This is a genomic window from Myxococcus sp. CA051A, from assembly GCF_013336705.1.
Taxonomy (GTDB): Bacteria; Myxococcota; Myxococcia; order Myxococcales; family Myxococcaceae; genus Myxococcus; species Myxococcus llanfairpwllgwyngyllgogerychwyrndrobwllllantysiliogogogochensis.
The window spans coordinates 949,120-965,640 of sequence record NZ_JABUMS010000001.1 but is presented as its reverse complement, the minus strand read 5'-3'; the positions used below and the strand labels follow the sequence as shown (position 1 = coordinate 965,640).

The 16,521-nt window shown below is 68.4% G+C and carries 13 protein-coding genes; 4 read left to right on the top strand and 9 right to left on the bottom strand.

Annotation, left to right across the window (positions count from 1 at the left end; translation table 11 throughout):
* Window position 1 precedes the first annotated feature (1 nt).
* From HUA74_RS03905 to HUA74_RS03890, 4 genes are all read right to left on the bottom strand, one after another.
* Window positions 2-769, bottom strand: a complete 768-nt coding sequence (locus tag HUA74_RS03905) for a MerR family transcriptional regulator (RefSeq protein WP_174453451.1) — start codon at window positions 767-769, stop codon at window positions 2-4.
* A 105-nt stretch (window positions 770-874) separates the two neighbouring features.
* Entirely contained in the window at window positions 875-1,768 is an 894-nt protein-coding gene (locus tag HUA74_RS03900; protein ID WP_174453450.1) for a hypothetical protein, read from the bottom strand.
* Between the two features lie 153 nt (window positions 1,769-1,921).
* Complete coding sequence (locus tag HUA74_RS03895; protein ID WP_141643904.1) at window positions 1,922-2,179, bottom strand: hypothetical protein; 258 nt, start codon at window positions 2,177-2,179, stop codon at window positions 1,922-1,924.
* 165 nt (window positions 2,180-2,344) lie between these two features.
* Window positions 2,345-5,215, bottom strand: coding sequence for a fused MFS/spermidine synthase (locus HUA74_RS03890; protein ID WP_174453449.1), 2,871 nt, complete (start codon window positions 5,213-5,215; stop codon window positions 2,345-2,347).
* Between the two features lie 45 nt (window positions 5,216-5,260).
* Here HUA74_RS03890 and HUA74_RS03885 point away from each other — a divergent pair, with 45 nt between their 5' ends.
* The 3 genes from HUA74_RS03885 to mrpC all read left to right on the top strand — a co-directional run bounded on the left by HUA74_RS03885 (window position 5,261) and on the right by mrpC (window position 8,711).
* Window positions 5,261-6,235, top strand: a complete 975-nt coding sequence (locus HUA74_RS03885) for a sensor histidine kinase KdpD (protein WP_141643902.1) — start codon at window positions 5,261-5,263, stop codon at window positions 6,233-6,235.
* Between the two features lie 13 nt (window positions 6,236-6,248).
* A complete protein-coding gene (locus HUA74_RS03880; protein ID WP_174453680.1) occupies window positions 6,249-7,700 on the top strand; it encodes a sigma-54 dependent transcriptional regulator in 1,452 nt (483 codons plus the stop codon).
* A gap of 264 nt (window positions 7,701-7,964) precedes the next feature.
* The gene (gene mrpC / locus HUA74_RS03875) at window positions 7,965-8,711 is read left to right on the top strand and encodes a Crp/Fnr family transcriptional regulator MrpC (RefSeq protein WP_015351149.1); all 747 of its coding nucleotides are present in this window, start codon (window positions 7,965-7,967) and stop codon (window positions 8,709-8,711) included.
* 172 nt (window positions 8,712-8,883) lie between these two features.
* Here the strand turns inward: mrpC and HUA74_RS03870 are convergent, their stop codons facing one another.
* The gene (locus HUA74_RS03870; protein ID WP_174453448.1) at window positions 8,884-10,455 is read right to left on the bottom strand and encodes an aromatic amino acid hydroxylase; all 1,572 of its coding nucleotides are present in this window, start codon (window positions 10,453-10,455) and stop codon (window positions 8,884-8,886) included.
* 106 nt (window positions 10,456-10,561) lie between these two features.
* A complete protein-coding gene (locus HUA74_RS03865) occupies window positions 10,562-11,470 on the bottom strand; it encodes a LysR family transcriptional regulator (protein WP_141643900.1) in 909 nt (302 codons plus the stop codon).
* A gap of 237 nt (window positions 11,471-11,707) precedes the next feature.
* On the opposite strand from HUA74_RS03865, the gene HUA74_RS03860 reads away from it, so the two are divergent.
* On the top strand, window positions 11,708-13,624 hold the full coding sequence (locus HUA74_RS03860; RefSeq protein WP_174453447.1) for a sulfatase-like hydrolase/transferase: 1,917 nt from the start codon (window positions 11,708-11,710) through the stop codon (window positions 13,622-13,624).
* A gap of 57 nt (window positions 13,625-13,681) precedes the next feature.
* Here HUA74_RS03860 and HUA74_RS03855 read toward each other — a convergent pair whose 3' ends face one another.
* From HUA74_RS03855 to HUA74_RS03845, 3 genes are all read right to left on the bottom strand, one after another.
* Window positions 13,682-14,275 (bottom strand): hypothetical protein, encoded by a 594-nt coding sequence (locus tag HUA74_RS03855; RefSeq protein ID WP_141643898.1) that lies wholly within the window; start codon window positions 14,273-14,275, stop codon window positions 13,682-13,684.
* Window positions 14,275-15,051 (bottom strand): metallophosphoesterase, encoded by a 777-nt coding sequence (locus tag HUA74_RS03850; protein WP_141643897.1) that lies wholly within the window; start codon window positions 15,049-15,051, stop codon window positions 14,275-14,277. The genes HUA74_RS03855 and HUA74_RS03850 overlap by 1 nt, the downstream gene beginning before the upstream one ends.
* A gap of 180 nt (window positions 15,052-15,231) precedes the next feature.
* The gene (locus HUA74_RS03845) at window positions 15,232-16,326 is read right to left on the bottom strand and encodes a vWA domain-containing protein (RefSeq protein WP_141643896.1); all 1,095 of its coding nucleotides are present in this window, start codon (window positions 16,324-16,326) and stop codon (window positions 15,232-15,234) included.
* Window positions 16,327-16,521 lie beyond the last annotated feature (195 nt).

The following is a 16,521-nucleotide window of genomic DNA, read 5'->3' as shown; positions in this document are numbered from 1 at the left end:
GTCACGACTCCACGCCGTTGCGTTCCGCGTTGGCCACGAAGGCGTCTCGCAGGTACCGCGAGAGCCCGGGCTTCACGCTGTCGATGTTCTCCGTGAAGCGGGAGTCACTCACGTACATCTCCCCGAGCCCTCGGTGGATGACGTATGAGCACGGGTAGAACCACTTCGAGATGTACTGACGATGCGCCTCCGCGAGCGCCAGCACCTCGGGCTCCGTCGGCGCGCGTCCTGCAGCGAGGTGCTCCGCGAGCGCCTTCATGAGCTGGTCCCCTTCCGCCTTGATGGCGCTCCAGTCCTCTTTCTTGTAGCGCGAGGTCCGCCGAGCCGATTCCTTGTAGGCCTCCGTGTCGCCCCAGCGCTCCTTCACCTCGGCCTCGTACTTCGAGGGGTCGAAGTCCCCAAACGCCTCGAACATCTTCTCGCTGTCCATCGTCTTCCCCTGGTCCAGTGCGTCCAACGCCGCGTCCACGGCGTGGCGGAGTGCGTCCAGCCGCGAGGCCCGCTCGGTCAGCAACTGCCGTTGCATGAGCAAGGCCGCGCGAAGGTCGAAGCGAGGGTCACCCAGGATGCGGCGGATCTCCTCCAGCGGGAAGGCGAGCTCCCGGAAGAAGAGCACCTGCTGCAACCGCTCCAGGTCCGCCTGCGTGTACAGCCGATACCCCGCCTCGCTGCGCCCCGAAGGACACAGCAGGCCAAGCTCGTCGTAGTGATGCAGCGCCCGAACGCTGACCTTCGCCAATCGGGCCACCTGGCTGACCGTCAGAGCCATCTCTTCACCTCGGATGAGATGTCTAAGGCCTCACGTCGCGTAAGGGTCAACCCCTCTGGAGGGAAGACAGCGGGCAACCCGGCACGGGCTCCGCCCGACGGCGGCTCAGGGTCCTCGCGCCACGTCTGGCGGAGCGTCCACGGGAGGACGAAAGACATACATCATCAGCGAGGCCCCCTCCGCCACGCGCACCGTCGCATCACGGCGTAGCACCCAGAGCTGGCCCGGCTTCACCGGCCGCTCGTCCGCCGCATTCAGGGAGCCCGCACCCTCCGCCACGTAGACGATGGCGGGCTCTGCGCGCGTGGCCGTCAGGGCATGCTCCCCCTTGGCGAGCACCACGCTGGACATCTTCCCCTCCAGCGCCGGCAACGTCTCCACCGTCACGCCCCCTGCCTGTTCCGCCAGCATGACGAGCGCGCGGGTCGGCGCGTAGGTGAAGGGTTCGGGCCCCTGCGCCAGTCGCGCATCCGTCGGCTCGACGTACAGGTTTCCGTCGAAGCGCGGCGTGGCGAACACGAGGTTGCCCAGCATCTGGTCCTCCGCGCGGTTGAACCACGCGTGGCCGGTGAAGGGCTCGGAGGCAATCAACGCACCGGGATGATGCGTCCCCCGCCGCTCCGCCAGCACCCCCTCCCGCCCCCAGATTTGATGCACCTCCGCCTGCCCCGCGACGATGACGGTGGCCTCATGCGTCCGGCGGTGGATGTGCAGCGGACACGCCTGCCCGCGCCCCATGACGTGCAGATGCACCGTGGCGCTGTCCGAGAAGAAGAAGGTGTCGGAGATGTCCGCCGCGTCGGGGTTCTTCTTCGCCAGCGACTCGAAGACGGCGGGCACGTCGAAGACCTCGACCTCCGGGTCCTCGGGCACCGTCATCGCCCGCTTCACGGCGAACAACACGCCCAGCAAGGACACCGTCAGCACCAGCGACAGCACCCGGTACAGCACCACCCGGCGACGCAGCAGCAAGAGGTCCGCGGAGGTGGGCTCGGTCACGGGGGCATCCTGGACTTCGCGCCGCGCCCCGGCCACCTGCCCTGCCGCCGAGCACGAGCGCACAAAGAAACATGGCGGGGCCCTCGATGAAGAGGACACCCGCCACGTGAGTAGAGGCACCGCCGTGAGGCGACGCATCCAAGACATGAAAGCTTAGTAGGCGTTGTTCTCGCCGAAGCTCTTCATGGTCTTCTTGTTCAGGGCGACGTTGGAGCTCTGGCCGTCGTTGGCGACGTTGGAGTTACCCGCCAGGGCCGCCGCGGAGGCGCCGAACAGCTTGCGAATGTTGTCGCCGAACAGCGTCACAACGCCGATGGCGGCGATCGCGATGAGGGCAACGATGATGATGTACTCGGTCATGCCCTGACCACGAGCCTTGCGGAGCTGGTTCTTCTTCGAGATCGCCTTCATGGGAAGTCTCCTGGGGTTCAGAACGGGAAAGACACCCTGTTACTCGGGGTTGAAAAGCACAGTACGGGAGATCCCACCTGCACCTCCATCCGTCATCGGGAGGATGGGGCCAATCCCCTGTAATTCCCGGCGGATAGCTCTTTTTCTCAGAGACTGGAAGGCCGCTCAGGGGCCAACCGGGGCTGCGACGGGCGTCTTCGAGGGGGCGCACGCCGAGGCGGGGAGAGCATCGCACAGGTTTCGCACGGCGCGTGCGAGCTCCGCGTCAGCGGGGAACTCGGAGGCCACCTGCCGGCCCAGCGCCAGCGCGGGGGCCGCGTCCACGGGGGTCCACACCGTCCGGGTCGCCCAGGCCCGCTCGGCGACGAGCTTCAGGTAGGCGGCGACCAGCTCCGGCTCGCGCCCGCCCTTCGCCACCTCCGGCTCCAGGAGGGAAGCGGCCAGCGTCAAATCCTTCTGGGCCAGGGCGGCCTTGCCCAGCGCCACCGTCGCCTCGCGGCTGTCGGGGGCCACCGAGCGCCACAGCGTGGCCACGCCGCGCACCAGTGGATCATTCGCCGCGTGGTAGCGCTCCATGTTGCGGTACAGCCGCGCGGCCTCCTCGGCCGTGGGCGGGTGCTGGCGCAGGTAGTCCTCCAGGAACAGCCGCGAGCCGCCTTCGGGAGAGCGGCGCTCGTCCTTCACGCGCACGTCGATGTTCGCGACGAAGAAGGCGATGGGCGAGGCGTACTCCAGCAGGTTGTGGTCATCCGTGTTGATGGGGCCCGGGCCCGCGAAGGCCAGCTGCCCGTCCTCGCTGTGCACCTGCTTGGACAGGAGCGCGAAGACGTCCGTCAGCCCCACGCGCCCCATGTCCGCGCGAACCTCCGGCACCGCCATCCGCTGGGCCAGGCGCTCCGCGTCGAAAGCCAGCGGCTTGCGGCTGGCCACGAGCACCAGGTCATGCGGCCCCAGCCACGTCGTGGCATGCGGGAAGGTGTCGCGCAGCGTGCGGACCACCAGCCGGATGAGTTCGTCGTTGCTCTCGTAGGTGTGGATCCACTGCACCAGCACGCCGTCATCCGCGAGGTGGCGATCCACCGTCTGGAAGAAGTCCCGCGTGAAGAGGCCAGACACGCCCGCCACCCACGGGTTGGAGGGCACGCTCACCACCAGGTCGTACTTGCGCTCGGCCAGCGCCATGAACGTCTTCGCGTCGTCGATGTGGACACGCGTGCGGGGGTCATCCACCGCGTTGCGGTTGTCCTCCTTGAACAGGCGCGCGGCGTCGATGACCGCCGGGGCGATCTCCACCATGTCCAGCCGCTCCACCGGATGCGCCAACACGCTGCCCGCGGTAATCGCCGCCCCCGCGCCCACGAGGAGCACGTTCTTGGGCTCGCGTGGGTGCAGCAGCGCGCCCAGGTGTCCGGCAATCACCTGCGTCTCCACGTCGCTGCCGTTGGAGGCGTCAATCTTGCCGTTGAGCTTCATGAAACGCAGGTGGTCCTGCGGGTAGTCGGCCACCATCACCGTGGCGAAGGTGTCGTCGCGGTAGAAGATGGGGTGGATGTTCTTCTCCGTCTCCTCCACCAGCTTCGCGTAGCTCTCGGGGGGCTTCTGGTGGGAGCGGATGGAGGCGATGCCCGACAGCCGGACGGACCAGCCGCTCATGCCGCCCAGCACCACCGCCGCCAGCAGGGCCACGGCGCCCACCGGCCACAGCGCGCGCACGGGGCTTGAGGGACGGCCCGGCAGCGCGTGGAAGGCCAGCGCGGCGGCGGCGAGGTTCGCCACCACGCCCGCCACGAAGTTGCCCTCCATGCCCCACCACGGCATCAGCACCAGGCCGCCCAGCGCGGAGCCCGTAATCGTGCCCACCGTGTTCCACAGGTACACGCCGCCCAGCTCACGGCCGACCTCGGACACCTTCGCCGTGGCCACGCGCGCCGCCGCCGGGAAGGCCGCGCCCATGAAGAAAGTGGGCACCAGCAGGACGAGGCAGCAGAAGCCAAACGTCAACAACTGGAACAATGGCCAGGTGTCCACCGAGCGCGTCATCATCCACTGCGCCGAGCGGAACAGGTGCGGCAGCCGCACGTACAGCGGCAGGGCCACGCAGAGGCTGGCCACCAGCGCCACCTGCATCTGCCCGTACAGCTTCAGCGGGTCCGACTTCTGAGCGCGCGTCATCAGCCAGAAGCTGCCCAGGCCGATGCCCAGGATGAACGCGGTGAGGATGAGCGTGAAGGCGTACGTGGACGCGCCCAGGACGATGGACAAGAGCCGGATCCACGTCACCTGGTACAGCATGGACGTGAAGCCCGACAGCGCCACGCCCACCAGCGCCGCTCGCACCGCCACGCGGGGATAGGCCAGGTTCGCCGTACTCTCGGACACCGGCGCGGCCTGTCCCGGCGCCAGGGCGGGAGGATGCCTGCGCGCGAGCAGCAGCGCCGCGACGGCCAGGAGCAGGTTGAGCCCCGCGGCCAGCTTCGCGGAAGCGGACAGGCCCAGCACCGGCACCAGCTTCGTTCCCGCGATGAAGACGCCCAGCGCCGCGCCCAGGCTGTTGACGGCGTACAGCCGCGCCAGCTCCCGCTGCACCCCGGAGAGGCTGTCCGCGAAGTGCCGCACCAGCGCCGGCAACGTGCCGCCCATCAGCAGCGTGGGCACCACCAGCGACACCGCCGCCACCAGCAGCCGGGGACCCACCCGCCACCCATCCGGCACGCCGGGCGCGACGGCCAGCCACAGGGCACCCAGGGCATCCAGCACGTACGGGAAGGCCAGCGCGTACAGCGCCACGCCCAACTCGAGCACTCCGTACAAGGCCAGCGGGCTCTTCACCCGGTCCGCTGTCCTCCCGAAGACAGATGCACCGAGCGCCAGGCCGCCCATGAAGGTGGCGAGCACCACCGCGTGCGCCTGCCCACTGTTGCCCAGGACGTTCCCGAGATACTTGGACCAGACCAACTCGTAGACCAGCGCCGTACCTCCTGAAAGGAAGAGGAGGGCCGACACAAGGTTCTTCGGGAAACGCGCGATGAGGGACATAAGGGGACAGCGCGGAACCTTACTCGTTATGTTCGGGACCCACCAATGAACGCCCACCTCCTGCAAGCCGCATTGCTCGCCTGGTCTCCAGGCCTGCGGGTGACCCGCGCGCAGGGTGACTGCGCCGCCGTGCTCCGCCGCCCCGTCGAGGAGCTGCTCGACCGTCCTCTCCACCAGGTCCTCGGTGTCTCCGCCGAGCGCGCCCGCGAGCTGGACGCACGGGCCCGCGAAGACCGCCGCGCCGTGGAGTTCATCTCCTCGGCGCTGGGGAACGAGGACGCCACGCCCCTGCGGCTGACGCTCGGCCTGGACGAGGGCGAGGCCGGAGCGTGCGCCCAGGACCTCAACGTCCTGTTGGAAGGCGCCCCGCCGGTGCAGATCTCCCGACTGTCGAGCTCCCTCAGCCACGAGATTCGCAACCCCCTGTCCTCCGTGAAGATGGCGGTGCAGACGCTGGCCCGGAACACGGGCCTGTCGGACCGGGACAGGCGGCGGCTGACCATCGCCAACCGCGAGATTCGCACCATGGAGCGCATGCTCTGGCTCCTGTCCGAGTATGGCCGCGACACCACGCCCAACCTGGACGCGCACGTGCTGCGCTCGGTGATTCAAGAGGCCACGGGCATGGTGGCGCCCGAACTGGCCGAGCGCCGCATCGAGGTGCGCGTGGACGAGGAGGCGGAGCTGCCTCGCGTGCGCGTGGACCCCAACCGCCTGCGGCCCGTGCTGGCCCAGGTGCTGCTCAACGTGGCCATGGGTCGACCCGAGGACAGTCCGGTGGAGGTGGCCCTTCGCCGGGGCCCGCCGGGCCGCGTGCTGATGGTACTCAAGGACCCCGCCGCCGCCCTTCCTCCGGAAGAGAACGGCACCCTCTTCGAGCCCTTCGGCTCGCGGCTGGCGCGCGGCGCGGGACTGTCACTCGCCGCGCTGCGCCGGGTGATGATGGGACAAGGAGGGGACGTCGCCGCCGAAGGCAGCGCCGAGCCCGGCATGGTCTTCACGCTCACATTCGCCACCTGAGAAGGAAGCCATGATGGAGACCCTTCTCATCGTCGATGACGACGTGTCGCTCCTCGAGACGTTGAAGATGCACTTCGAGGAGATCGAACACGACGGCCAGCCACGCTACCAGGTGGCCACCGCCACCAGCGCCGCGGCGGGGCTGCGCGCGGCGCAGGACTCCATGCCCAGCGTGGTCATCCTCGACATGATGCTGCCGGACCGCACCGGTCTGGAGATCATCGAGGAGATGAAGGGGCTGTGCGGCGACGCGCGCATCATCCTCGTCACCGCCTACCACGACATGGAGACCACCATCCGGGCGATGAAGGCGGGGGCCTTCGACTACATCCACAAGCCCTTCCCGGACCCGGCCGCGTTGGACCTCGTCGTCGAGCGCGCGCTGGAGTACCGCCAGCTGTCACGCCGCGCGGACGAGGTGAACCGGGAGAACGCCGCGGTGCGCCTGGGCGACATCGTCGGCACCAGCCCCTCCATGCAGCAGCTGGTGAAGGAGATTGGCAAGGTGACGGGCAGCCACGCCACCGTGCTGATTACGGGAGAGAGCGGCACCGGCAAGGAGCTCATCGCCCGCGTCATCCACAACTATTCGTACGACGAGCCCCGGCCCTTCATCGGCATCAACTGCTCGGCCATCGTCGACACGCTGCTGGAGAGCGAGCTGTTCGGCCACGAGAAGGGCGCCTTCACCGGCGCGACGGCGGGCAAGCCCGGCAAGTTCGAGCTGGCCGAGGAAGGCACCGTCTTCCTCGACGAGATTGGCGACATGTCGATGATGCTCCAGGCCAAGCTCTTGCGCGTGCTCCAGGAGCGCGAGTTCGAGCGCGTGGGCGGCGTCAAGCGCATCAAGCTGCGCGCCCGCGTCATCGCCGCCACCCACCGCAACCTCGCCGAGGAGGTGGAGAACCTCCGCTTCCGCGAGGACCTCTACCAGCGCCTCAAGGTGATTACCCTCCTGATTCCCCCGCTGCGCGAGCGGCGCGAGGACATCCAGTTGCTCGTCAAGCACCTGCTCGAGCGCATCAACGAGAAGGTGCACAAGCGCGTCACCCGCGTGCCCACCGAAGTCATGGAGCGCCTGACGCGCCTTCCCTGGCGGGGCAACGTGCGCGAGTTGGAGAACGTGCTCACCCGCGCCGTGGTGCTCGCGCCGGGCGATGTGTTGCGCGGGGATGACCTGCCCACGCTGGACATCCCGCCCTCCCCGGAGTCGGGCCGCGTCGCCAGCAATACCCTCATGTTCACCGCCCCCGCGGTGGATGACGCCAGCCTCATCCCCACGCTCGAGGAAGCTGAACGGATGCTCATCGCCCGTGCCATGGCCGTCACAAAGGGGCACAAGGGTCGCACCTGCCAGATTCTTAAAATCAGTCGCCCCACCCTCGAGCGCAAACTGCAGAAGTACAATCTTTCACAGGGACAGAACCCTCTAGGGCACGGGTTCACCGTGAAAGACGACCCCTGAACACTGTCCGGGCCACGACAAAGGGCCCCACCCTTTGAACGTTTCGTTCAACATGATCAGACTGTTTGAACGTTCTGTTTCAGGTTTCGGACACAGACAGGTGGGTGCTACGGACCTCTAGCGCTAAGTACCCGGCATTCCTGGATGTGTTCCTTCCGGAGCACTTCATTCCCCAGTGGCACGTTCCTTGGAAAAGGTAAGCCCCGTTGCCGCTGAAGCAGGCGGCCGGTCCTACCCCCGATTGCTTTCCACGGAGTGAATGCCATGCACGGTTTCAATCGCCCCCTCGGCCCTATCGGTTCCAACGTCGTGGCGCCGCTCCAGGCAACCAGCTCCGGGATGATGGTCACCGCGAACAAGCTCGTTCCGGGGCAGGAGGCCATCGACTTCAAGGGCTACTTCAAGGTCGAGTCCTTCCCGCACAACTCGACCATCTACCGTCCTGGCGACAACACGGACCGCGTCTATCTGCTCAAGTCCGGCCGCGTCCGGCTGATGCGCATCGGGAAGAATGGCACCCGCTCGGTGGTGTCCATCCTCCGCCCCGGCGACTTGTTCGGCGAGCTGTTCCGCCCCGAGGGGACGCCGATTGAAGAGATGGCCATCGCCGCGGGCGAGGCCGAGGTGTGGAGCATCGAGGGCCGCGACTTCCGCGCGCAGCTCGAGGCCCGGCCGGCGCTGGCGGTGGACGTGGTGCGCGCCTACGCCGAGCGCGTGCGTGCCCTGCGCAAGCGCGTGCTGGGGCTGACCTTCAAGGAAGTTCCCGCGCGGCTGGCGGACACCCTGCTGACGCTGGTGGAGGCGCACGGTGAGCGCTGCCCCCATGGCGGTGAGACGGACCTGCGCGGAATCACGCAGCAGGACCTGGCGGACCTGGTGGGCGCGTCGCGCTCGTTCGTGTCCACGCTCATCAACGAGATGAAGCGCGAGGGCGTGCTCGGCAATGTCGGCCGCATCCTCTGCGTGAGGGACCAGAAGGCGCTGCGGAAGATTGCCTCCAAGGAGAAGTGAGCGCGGCGGTCCCCCGCGCATGACGCGGGAGCACTGACGTCAACGACGGGCCTGACCACGTGACTTCTACGTGGCCGGGCCCTCGTCGTTTTCATGGGTGACGGCAAGCGAGGAGCCGCCGCGCGGGGAGGCGCGGCACTCGACGGGACGTTTCACTCCCCGGGATGCGACCTCAGGCCCGGGCCTTCAGCTCGTCGACCTCGGCTCGCAGCAGCCAGTCGTCCTGGAAGTCCGTCGCGGCGGCGGCGATCTGCGCCAGACGCTCCGGCTTCGACTTCCCCGAGTCGCGCAGACCGCGAACCTCCCGGTAGAGCGCCGCGAGCGACGGGTGCAGGGCCAGCGCCTTGCGCTCGCGCGCCTTCGACTCGCCGTCACCTTCCGCGAACGCTCCCAGCTCGCCGAACCACCGGTCCCACGTCTCCGGGTCCGCCGGCCCACCCGCCACCGAGGGCAGGTGCGTGGTGACGAAGAGCTTCGTCACCGCGGGCACGTCCAGCGCGCGGCCCGCGAGCCGAGCCCGCAGCGCCAGCACCTCGCCTCCGCCCGCCGCGAAGCCCTCCAACTCCAGCCCGCTGGCCAGTGACAACTTGAACGTTCCACGCTCCGGGAGGCTGCCCGCACCGAAGGCCACCAGCACCGGACCGTTCCACGGCCGACTCCCATCCCCCTTGCCACCGCGCGAGGTGAGGACCGGACCCTCCATCCGCACCAGCGCGGTGGTGAGCCCCGGGGCCACCTCGGCGGGCGCGGCCACCGTTTCCAGGACGCGCCCCGTCACCTCGCGGCCATCCGCCAGCACCAGGTGATTCACCGTGCGCGCCTGCCGGGCCACCTCCAGCCCGAAGTCGCCGCCGCGCTTCCACGCCAGCGTGGACTCGAACTCCGACAGCACCTCGAACAGGTGCTCGAAGTCCCGCGCCACGAAGAGCTGCGGCTGCATCCGGGTGATATCGAAGTCCATGTCCGCGCACGCCACGCCGAGCGGCAGCTTCCGCACGGCCGGCGTCAGACAGAGTGCCGCCTCGCCGATGCTCGACAGCAGCCCCGCGCCGTAGATGCGCGGCGACTCCAGGCCCCCGACGAGGCCGTACTCCGCAGTCCACCAGTACAGCCGCGTCGCCCGCGTGCTCTCGCTCACGTACCGACGGCTGGCGCTCGCCGCATCCAGTCGCGCCTCTGAGTGAGCGACCTCTTCCGGGCTCGCGTCCGGGTCTTCCTTCACCACCGACAGGTTGCGGATGGCCTCGAAGACGGCCTGGTCCTCCACGCTCGCGATGGACTTGAAGCCCACGAGGCCGCACGCCTTCAGGTACTCCGCGTACCGCCGGTTGGCGATGATGGGCGCGTGCCCCGCGCTCTCATGGACGATGTCCGGCGCGGGCGTGTACTCGATGTGCTCGTGCGTGCGGATGTCCGAGGCGATGGCCAAAACTCCCATCGACTGGAGTTCGGTGAAGACCGCCGGCGGAATGAAGCCGCGCACGCCCACGCACGCCCAGCCCAGCCGCGACAGCCGCTCGTTCATCTCGTCCAGGCTGGGGATGGACTCCAGGTTGATGCCCGTCGCCGACAACCCCTCCAGATAGACGGAGTGCGCCCGCTCCCCGAGGTGCCCGCGCAGCTTGCCCAGGATGTGCCGCCAGACGGCGTGGTCTCTCGGCGTATACGCGTCGTAGTCCTGGCTCACCACGTAGCGCCGCAGATGCGCGGGCAGGCGGGATATCGTCAGTTCCGTTGGCGTCATATCCGGGCACTCCTGGTGAAAACTTTCAGCCCAGAGAAGATACAGGCGCAGGAGGCTCCGGAAAACCGGCAGAATTCGACGTCTTCGTCGATTTAACGACGAGTATTCATACGCGCTGACGCAGTCCGTCGAGGACGGTGGAGGCACCGGGACTGAGCGCGCCGGAGGGCCAGAGGGCCACGACTTCCACGGCCTGGGGCTCATCCTCCTTGAGGGGCCAGGCGTGCATGTCGGGGGGAAAGGGGTGCATCGGCCGCAGGTCGGGCGTAATCGCGCAGGCGCTGAAGGCGCGCAGCAGTTCGTAGAGCAGCAGGAAGCTTTCGACTCGGGCCACCTCGGCCACCTTGACCCCATGGGCGGCGAAGCGCGCGCTGTTGGCGCCGCCGTAGGGGTCGTCTCGCAGCCAGTCCACGAAGGGCTGACCGTCCAGGTCCTTCACGTGCAGCGTCCGCCGGGACGAGGCCATGCTCGCCAGCGCGTTCCCCGGGCCGGCGAGCACGACGAAGGACATGCGCAGCAGGGACTCGGACTCCACGCCTTCGTGGGGCGGCAGCGGGGTGAAGTCCAGCGCCAGGTCGAGCTGTCGCGTCTGCACCTGCCGCGTCAATTCGTGCGGTCCGCCGAAGCTGAGCACCAGCTTGAGTCCGGTGGCGGCGGCGTCGCGGGCGACCTTCCCGAGCAAGGAGATGGACAGGGTGGGATTGAGGCCCAGGCGCACCACGGGCTCCGCGCTGGCCAGGTCGCGCAGCCGCTTCATGTCGAGTTGGTGCAGGGGCGTCTGGGTGCCAGCGAAAAGACGCTCTCCCCGAGCGGTGAGCTGGAGGCGTCGGCCGGGTCCGCGCTCCAGCAGCGTGGCGCCCTCCGCCAGCGCCATCTCCAGCGCGCGGATGTGCTCGCTCACCACGGAGCGGGCCACACCCAGGTGCTCGGCGGCGGATTCAATGCTGCCCGCCTCCACCGCCGCGGTGAAGGACTCCAGCCAGACGAGGTGTCGCACGAGCTTGCGTGGCGGCATGCTCCCATCCTGGCACCGCCGAGCCATCGGACACGAGACATGAGGTGCGGCTCCATCCGGCACCTCGTGCACGTGGCGCTTCACCTCCGCTCCCGGCACCGCTAAGCCGCCGGACACGAGACATGTGAGGCTCTATCCGACGCGTCGCGTGAGTGGGCGTGCATCCACTGCGAGGGGGCGGCCGGGCGTTCCTGTCTTCCTTGAACATCAGCCTGCGGCGGGCTAGCAGGAGGCGCGATGTCTCGGATGCCTCCCGCCACCGTCACTCCCGCCGAGAGGCTCCGCCCGCGCTTGGCCGACGCCCTGCCTTTGCTCGGCCCCGCGCTGCTCTGGTGCACGCTGCATGGGCTGCTCGCGCTGCTCTTCTTCGGTGCCCCCCTGCTCGACTCCGTGGGGAGGCTGGCCAGCTCCTTGCGCCCCGTGCTCCTGGTGGGCGGCATCGTCCAGGCGCTCTTCCTGGGGCTGCTCACCTTCGTGGCCACCCTGCCCCTGATACTGCTCGGGCGGCGCTATGCGCTGGCCCTGCCGGTGATGGTGGCGCTGGGCGTGGCCATGCTCGGCGTGGACGCGCTCGTCCTGTCCTCCCTGGGCTTCCACATCAACGGGCTGGTGCTCGCGGTGGCCATGCAGCCGCGCGCGCTCGCGGAGACAGGGCTTGCTCCCCATGAGCTGGCGCTCCTGGGCGCGGCGACGCTGGGCGTCCTCGCGCTCGATGTCTGGGCGGGCGTCCACTTCCTGCGGCGAGTCCCCCGTCCGCGCCATGTGGCCCGGCTCATCGCCATCCTCGTCCTCGTCACCGCGGTGGAGCGACTGACGAGCGCGTGGCTCGTCTTCGCCCATGGTGGCGCCGTGCTGCACGCGGCCACCACCCTGCCCCTGCAACCCCCCGTGCGCATGAACACCCTGCTCACGCGGCTGACGGACAGGCCCCCCGCGTCTGGACTGCGGCTGGGCGTGAGCCCCGAGGCCGGCGTCCCCGCGTCGACCATCGACCCCGCCTCGGTGCGCTTCACGCGCCGGCCCGACATCGTCCTCATCCTCGTGGAGAGTCTGCGCGACGACTTCTTCCGCCCGGACGTCATGCCCCACCTCTGGCGCAGGGCGGAGCACGGCACACGCTTCCTCCATCACCACAGCGCGGCGAGCTCCACGGACTACTCGCTCTTCAGCCTCTTCTTCGGACTGGAAGCACAGCGCCGCGACGCGGTGGTCGGCGCCGGGCGCTCGCCCCTGCTCTTCCCGGCGCTCCGGGAGAATGGCTATCGCCAGGCCTTCTTCGCCGCGTCCTCCGTGGACTGGATGGGCCTCAAGGACACCGTGTTCCGCGACGTGCACGGCGGCCTGCGCACGGACTACGAGGGCCGCAGCCACCTGCGAGACACCGCCATGGTGAAGGACGCGCTGGACATGGCGCGCACGACACCCAAGGACACGCCGCTCTTCACCTTCGTGTTCTTCGCGGGCACGCACTTCGACTACGACTACCCGCCGCGCTCGGCGGTGTTCACGCCCGCCTGGGACGGCAAGGGAGGCCTGGCCACCGCGCGAGTCCCCGCCGAGCACCTCAAGGCCCGCGCCTGGAACTCCGCCTACGAGGTGGACACCAAGGTGGAAGAGCTCTTGAGCCAGTGGGAGGCCACACGCGGAACGCGTCCCCTGGTCATCTTCACTGGCGACCATGGCGAGGAGTTCCGGGAGCACGGCCGGGTCGGCCACGCCAGCGACGTCACCGAGCTGCAGCTCCATGTCCCCATGCTCGTCTTCGACGAGAAGCTTCCAACTGGGCAGGTCGAGGCCGTCACCGGCCACATCGACCTGGTGCCCACCCTGTTCGACCTGCTGGGTGACACCCACTCACCGGAGCAACTCGGTGACGGGATTCCCATGAGCCGCCCAGACCCTCGGCGCTACCTGCTCACCACCATTGGCTGGGAGGCGCGCTATGCGCTCATCGGCAGGGACTTGAAGGTGCGCTTCGGCGCGGGACTCCCCGGCACGGAGCTCAGCGACCTGTGGGACCGCCCCCTTCCGGACGCCCAGGAGCGCTTCGCCGCCGAGGCCCCGCGCATCCTGCGTCGGCTCCGGGGCGGTGGCGCGCAGACCGAGGCCGAGCCGCCCTCACCTCCCGCCACGGCGACGCAGCCTCCACGCTGAAGGCCGCATCCACGCTGAAGGCCGCATCCACGCGGCCGCCACTTCACACCGCGCGCTTCAGAAGCGGACCCGCGCACCGAGCGCGAGCGTGAACAGGCCCGTCTTCACGGTGCTCGGGTTCTGGAGGAACTGGACGATGCGGTAGTCCGTGGCCACCAACTCGTAGTACCCCTCCAGGTGCCTCAGTCCCAGCGACGGCACGGGCCGGCCCGCGCTCCCGCCCAGCAACAGCGCGGGCCTCAGCGCCGTCTTGAACCAGTAGTAGCCGGAGACATAGCGGTCCGGCAGCGTGAGGAAGTAGTCGTCGCCAAAGGTGTAGCTGAAGGCCGCTCCCACGGTGAACGGACGAAAGCTCCACTCGCGGTGGGTAACGTGGAACGGATGCCACTGGCCCTTGAGCGTCAGGGTGACGAAGTCCGCCCCCGCCACCGCCCGAGGCGCCCAGCCCACCAGCACCTCCAGCTCCAACTGCTCGTCCAGGAAGGCCCACCCTGGCCCCGCGGCCAACATGCCAATGGAGCCGGCGAACTGGAGCGCCGCGTGGTCCGGCACGTACCACGGCGCCCCCGCCTCCCTCGGCGCCGCGCGCACGGGATGCGCCGCGAGCAGCATCGACGCCAGCAGTCCACCCACGAGCCAGGAGCGCGCCATCAGAAGAAGACCTGCTCGACAGCCACGGACTCGCCCTCGACGGTGACGAGCAGGTAGCTGTGAAGCTCTATGGAGTCCGCGATGAAGTAGCGCACGCCCCGCCGCGCGTCGGTGCTGAAGCGGTGGGTGTGGCCGTGAAACGAAACCGTGACTCCGTGCTCCGCCTGGAGCTGCTCCAGCGGTTCCGTCAGCGACCCATCGAAGTCCGGGTGTCCGGGTGGCACATGCGAGAAGGTGAACAGGTGCCCGCCACCCGGCGCTTCGCCCAGTGCCGAGCGCAGTTGCTCCAGGTCCGGCACGTTGCCCGGGAACCCGTACTCACGGGAGTTGGAGTCGAAGAGGACGAACCGGCTCCCCCCATGCTCGAAGGCCAGGAACGTCGGCCCGAAGCGGTGGAGGTAGAGTTCCCGCCCCTTGCCGAGCAGGTCATGGTTGCCGATGACCGCCAGCGCGGGCACTGACGCATCCTCGAGCAGCCCCGCCACCCAGTCGTACTCCTGGGCGGAGCTGAACTCCGTCAGGTCCCCCATCTGCACGACGAAGTCGACATCGCGCCGCGCCAGGTCCTTCACGGCGTCGACGGAATCGTCCTGGTAGACGCCAATGTCTCCCAGCACCGCGAAGCGGAAGGACCCGCCGCTGACGTTCCGCTGAAGCCGCTCGAGCGCCCGGGCATTCGTGTCGCGCACGCCCCCTCGAATCTCATAGGGGTGCAGCTCGAAGACGTCGCAGCTGACGCAAAGCAACAGCAGCAGACATGGGACCCAGGACCTCACGGTCGTCCGAGGTAACGACGTGGTGCCACCTCTTCAACCCTTGGGTCGGGCGCTCCATGGCGCATGAAACATCCGCTCATGGAGTTCATCACGTGACCAACAGTCGACACGCACGCAACGAGAACCCCAGGCCGTTGACGCTGTTGTCTCCTTCGCCCTCGGCCCGTTTCGCCGGAGCACTCAGGCCGCGAGGGACTTGGCCCCGTCCCAGTCCTCCACCTCGTAGAGGAACTTCGAGCCCTTCACGAGCTTGCGATTCGCCGAGGTGCTCTGCACGAAGACGACGTACTTCTCCAGGCTGGCGGGACGGATGCGCACCGTCTCCCCCGGCGGCAGCCCGAGCATCTCCCGCGCCCGCTCGCCGCTGTAGAAGTCGCCCGTCTTGCGGTCCATCAGCACCACTTCCTTGTGCCCCTGGATGGTCTCCGTCTTGGTGAACTCGTAGAAGCCCCGTCCCGTCTTGAAGCCCAGCCCGTTCTCCTGGACGAAGGCCTTGATGGGCATGTCATCGTCCACCTCCAGCGACTGGAACCGGCCGGGAGCAACGGCGCGCAGGTCCGTCTCCGCGTAATCCGACGACGTCTTTCGCTGGAGCATGGTGCTGAACATGGCGTTCAGCCCGCGGCTCATCCGCCCCTCCTTCGCGACCTCCGTCTCGTAGGCCTGGAGCCGCGCGTCGGACGACTGCTTGTAACAGACGGCCAGCAGCATGTCGGTGACGTGCGCGAACTGGTCCAGGCTCAGATGGAAGCCGCCCGACTTCTCCGCCAGCTCCTTGTAGAACGGCGTCGCATGGCGCCGCGCCAGCGCCTGCACCCCGTACACCGGGACGCCCATCCTACCCAGCGCGTCCACTTCCTTGCGCCAGTCCAGGCGCTTCGGGTTGTCCGACGGCGCATGCGGCACGTCATCACCAATCAGCACGAAGGCCCGCGTGTAGCCCACCGTCCATGACAGGGATTGCGCTTCGCGCAGCACCAGCTCATAGCACTCCGGCGCGTCACCGCCGCCCGTCTGACCCACCTTGTCCACGAACCGCACCACGGCCTTCGCATCGTCCGTGAGGTCCAGAATCTTCGTCACGTACGTCGAGCGCGCGTCGCAGTAGTCGCCGTGCGCGATGACGCCGATGCGGATGCCCGGAATCTCCTTCATCAATCGGGACACGGTGCCATGCAGCTTCTTTCGCACCTGCGCGAGACACGGATACATGCTGCCGGTGGTGTCGAAGCTGAAGACAATCTCGACGCGATTATCAATCACTGACGCGGCCATTTTTCGTTCCCCTCGTGTGCGGCGACGGAGAGAAGAATACGGGGCGGGTCTGACATTTTCGGGCCTCCCGGAGGGCCTACGCGTGGGGTGGTTCCAAGGGGTTGGAAGAAACCCTCCCAGCAGGCTTCAGCGATGTCCTTGCGGGCCTGTCGGGGGCGTGCTGAAAAGCCTCGCCACAGCCCCAGACCGGGGCGC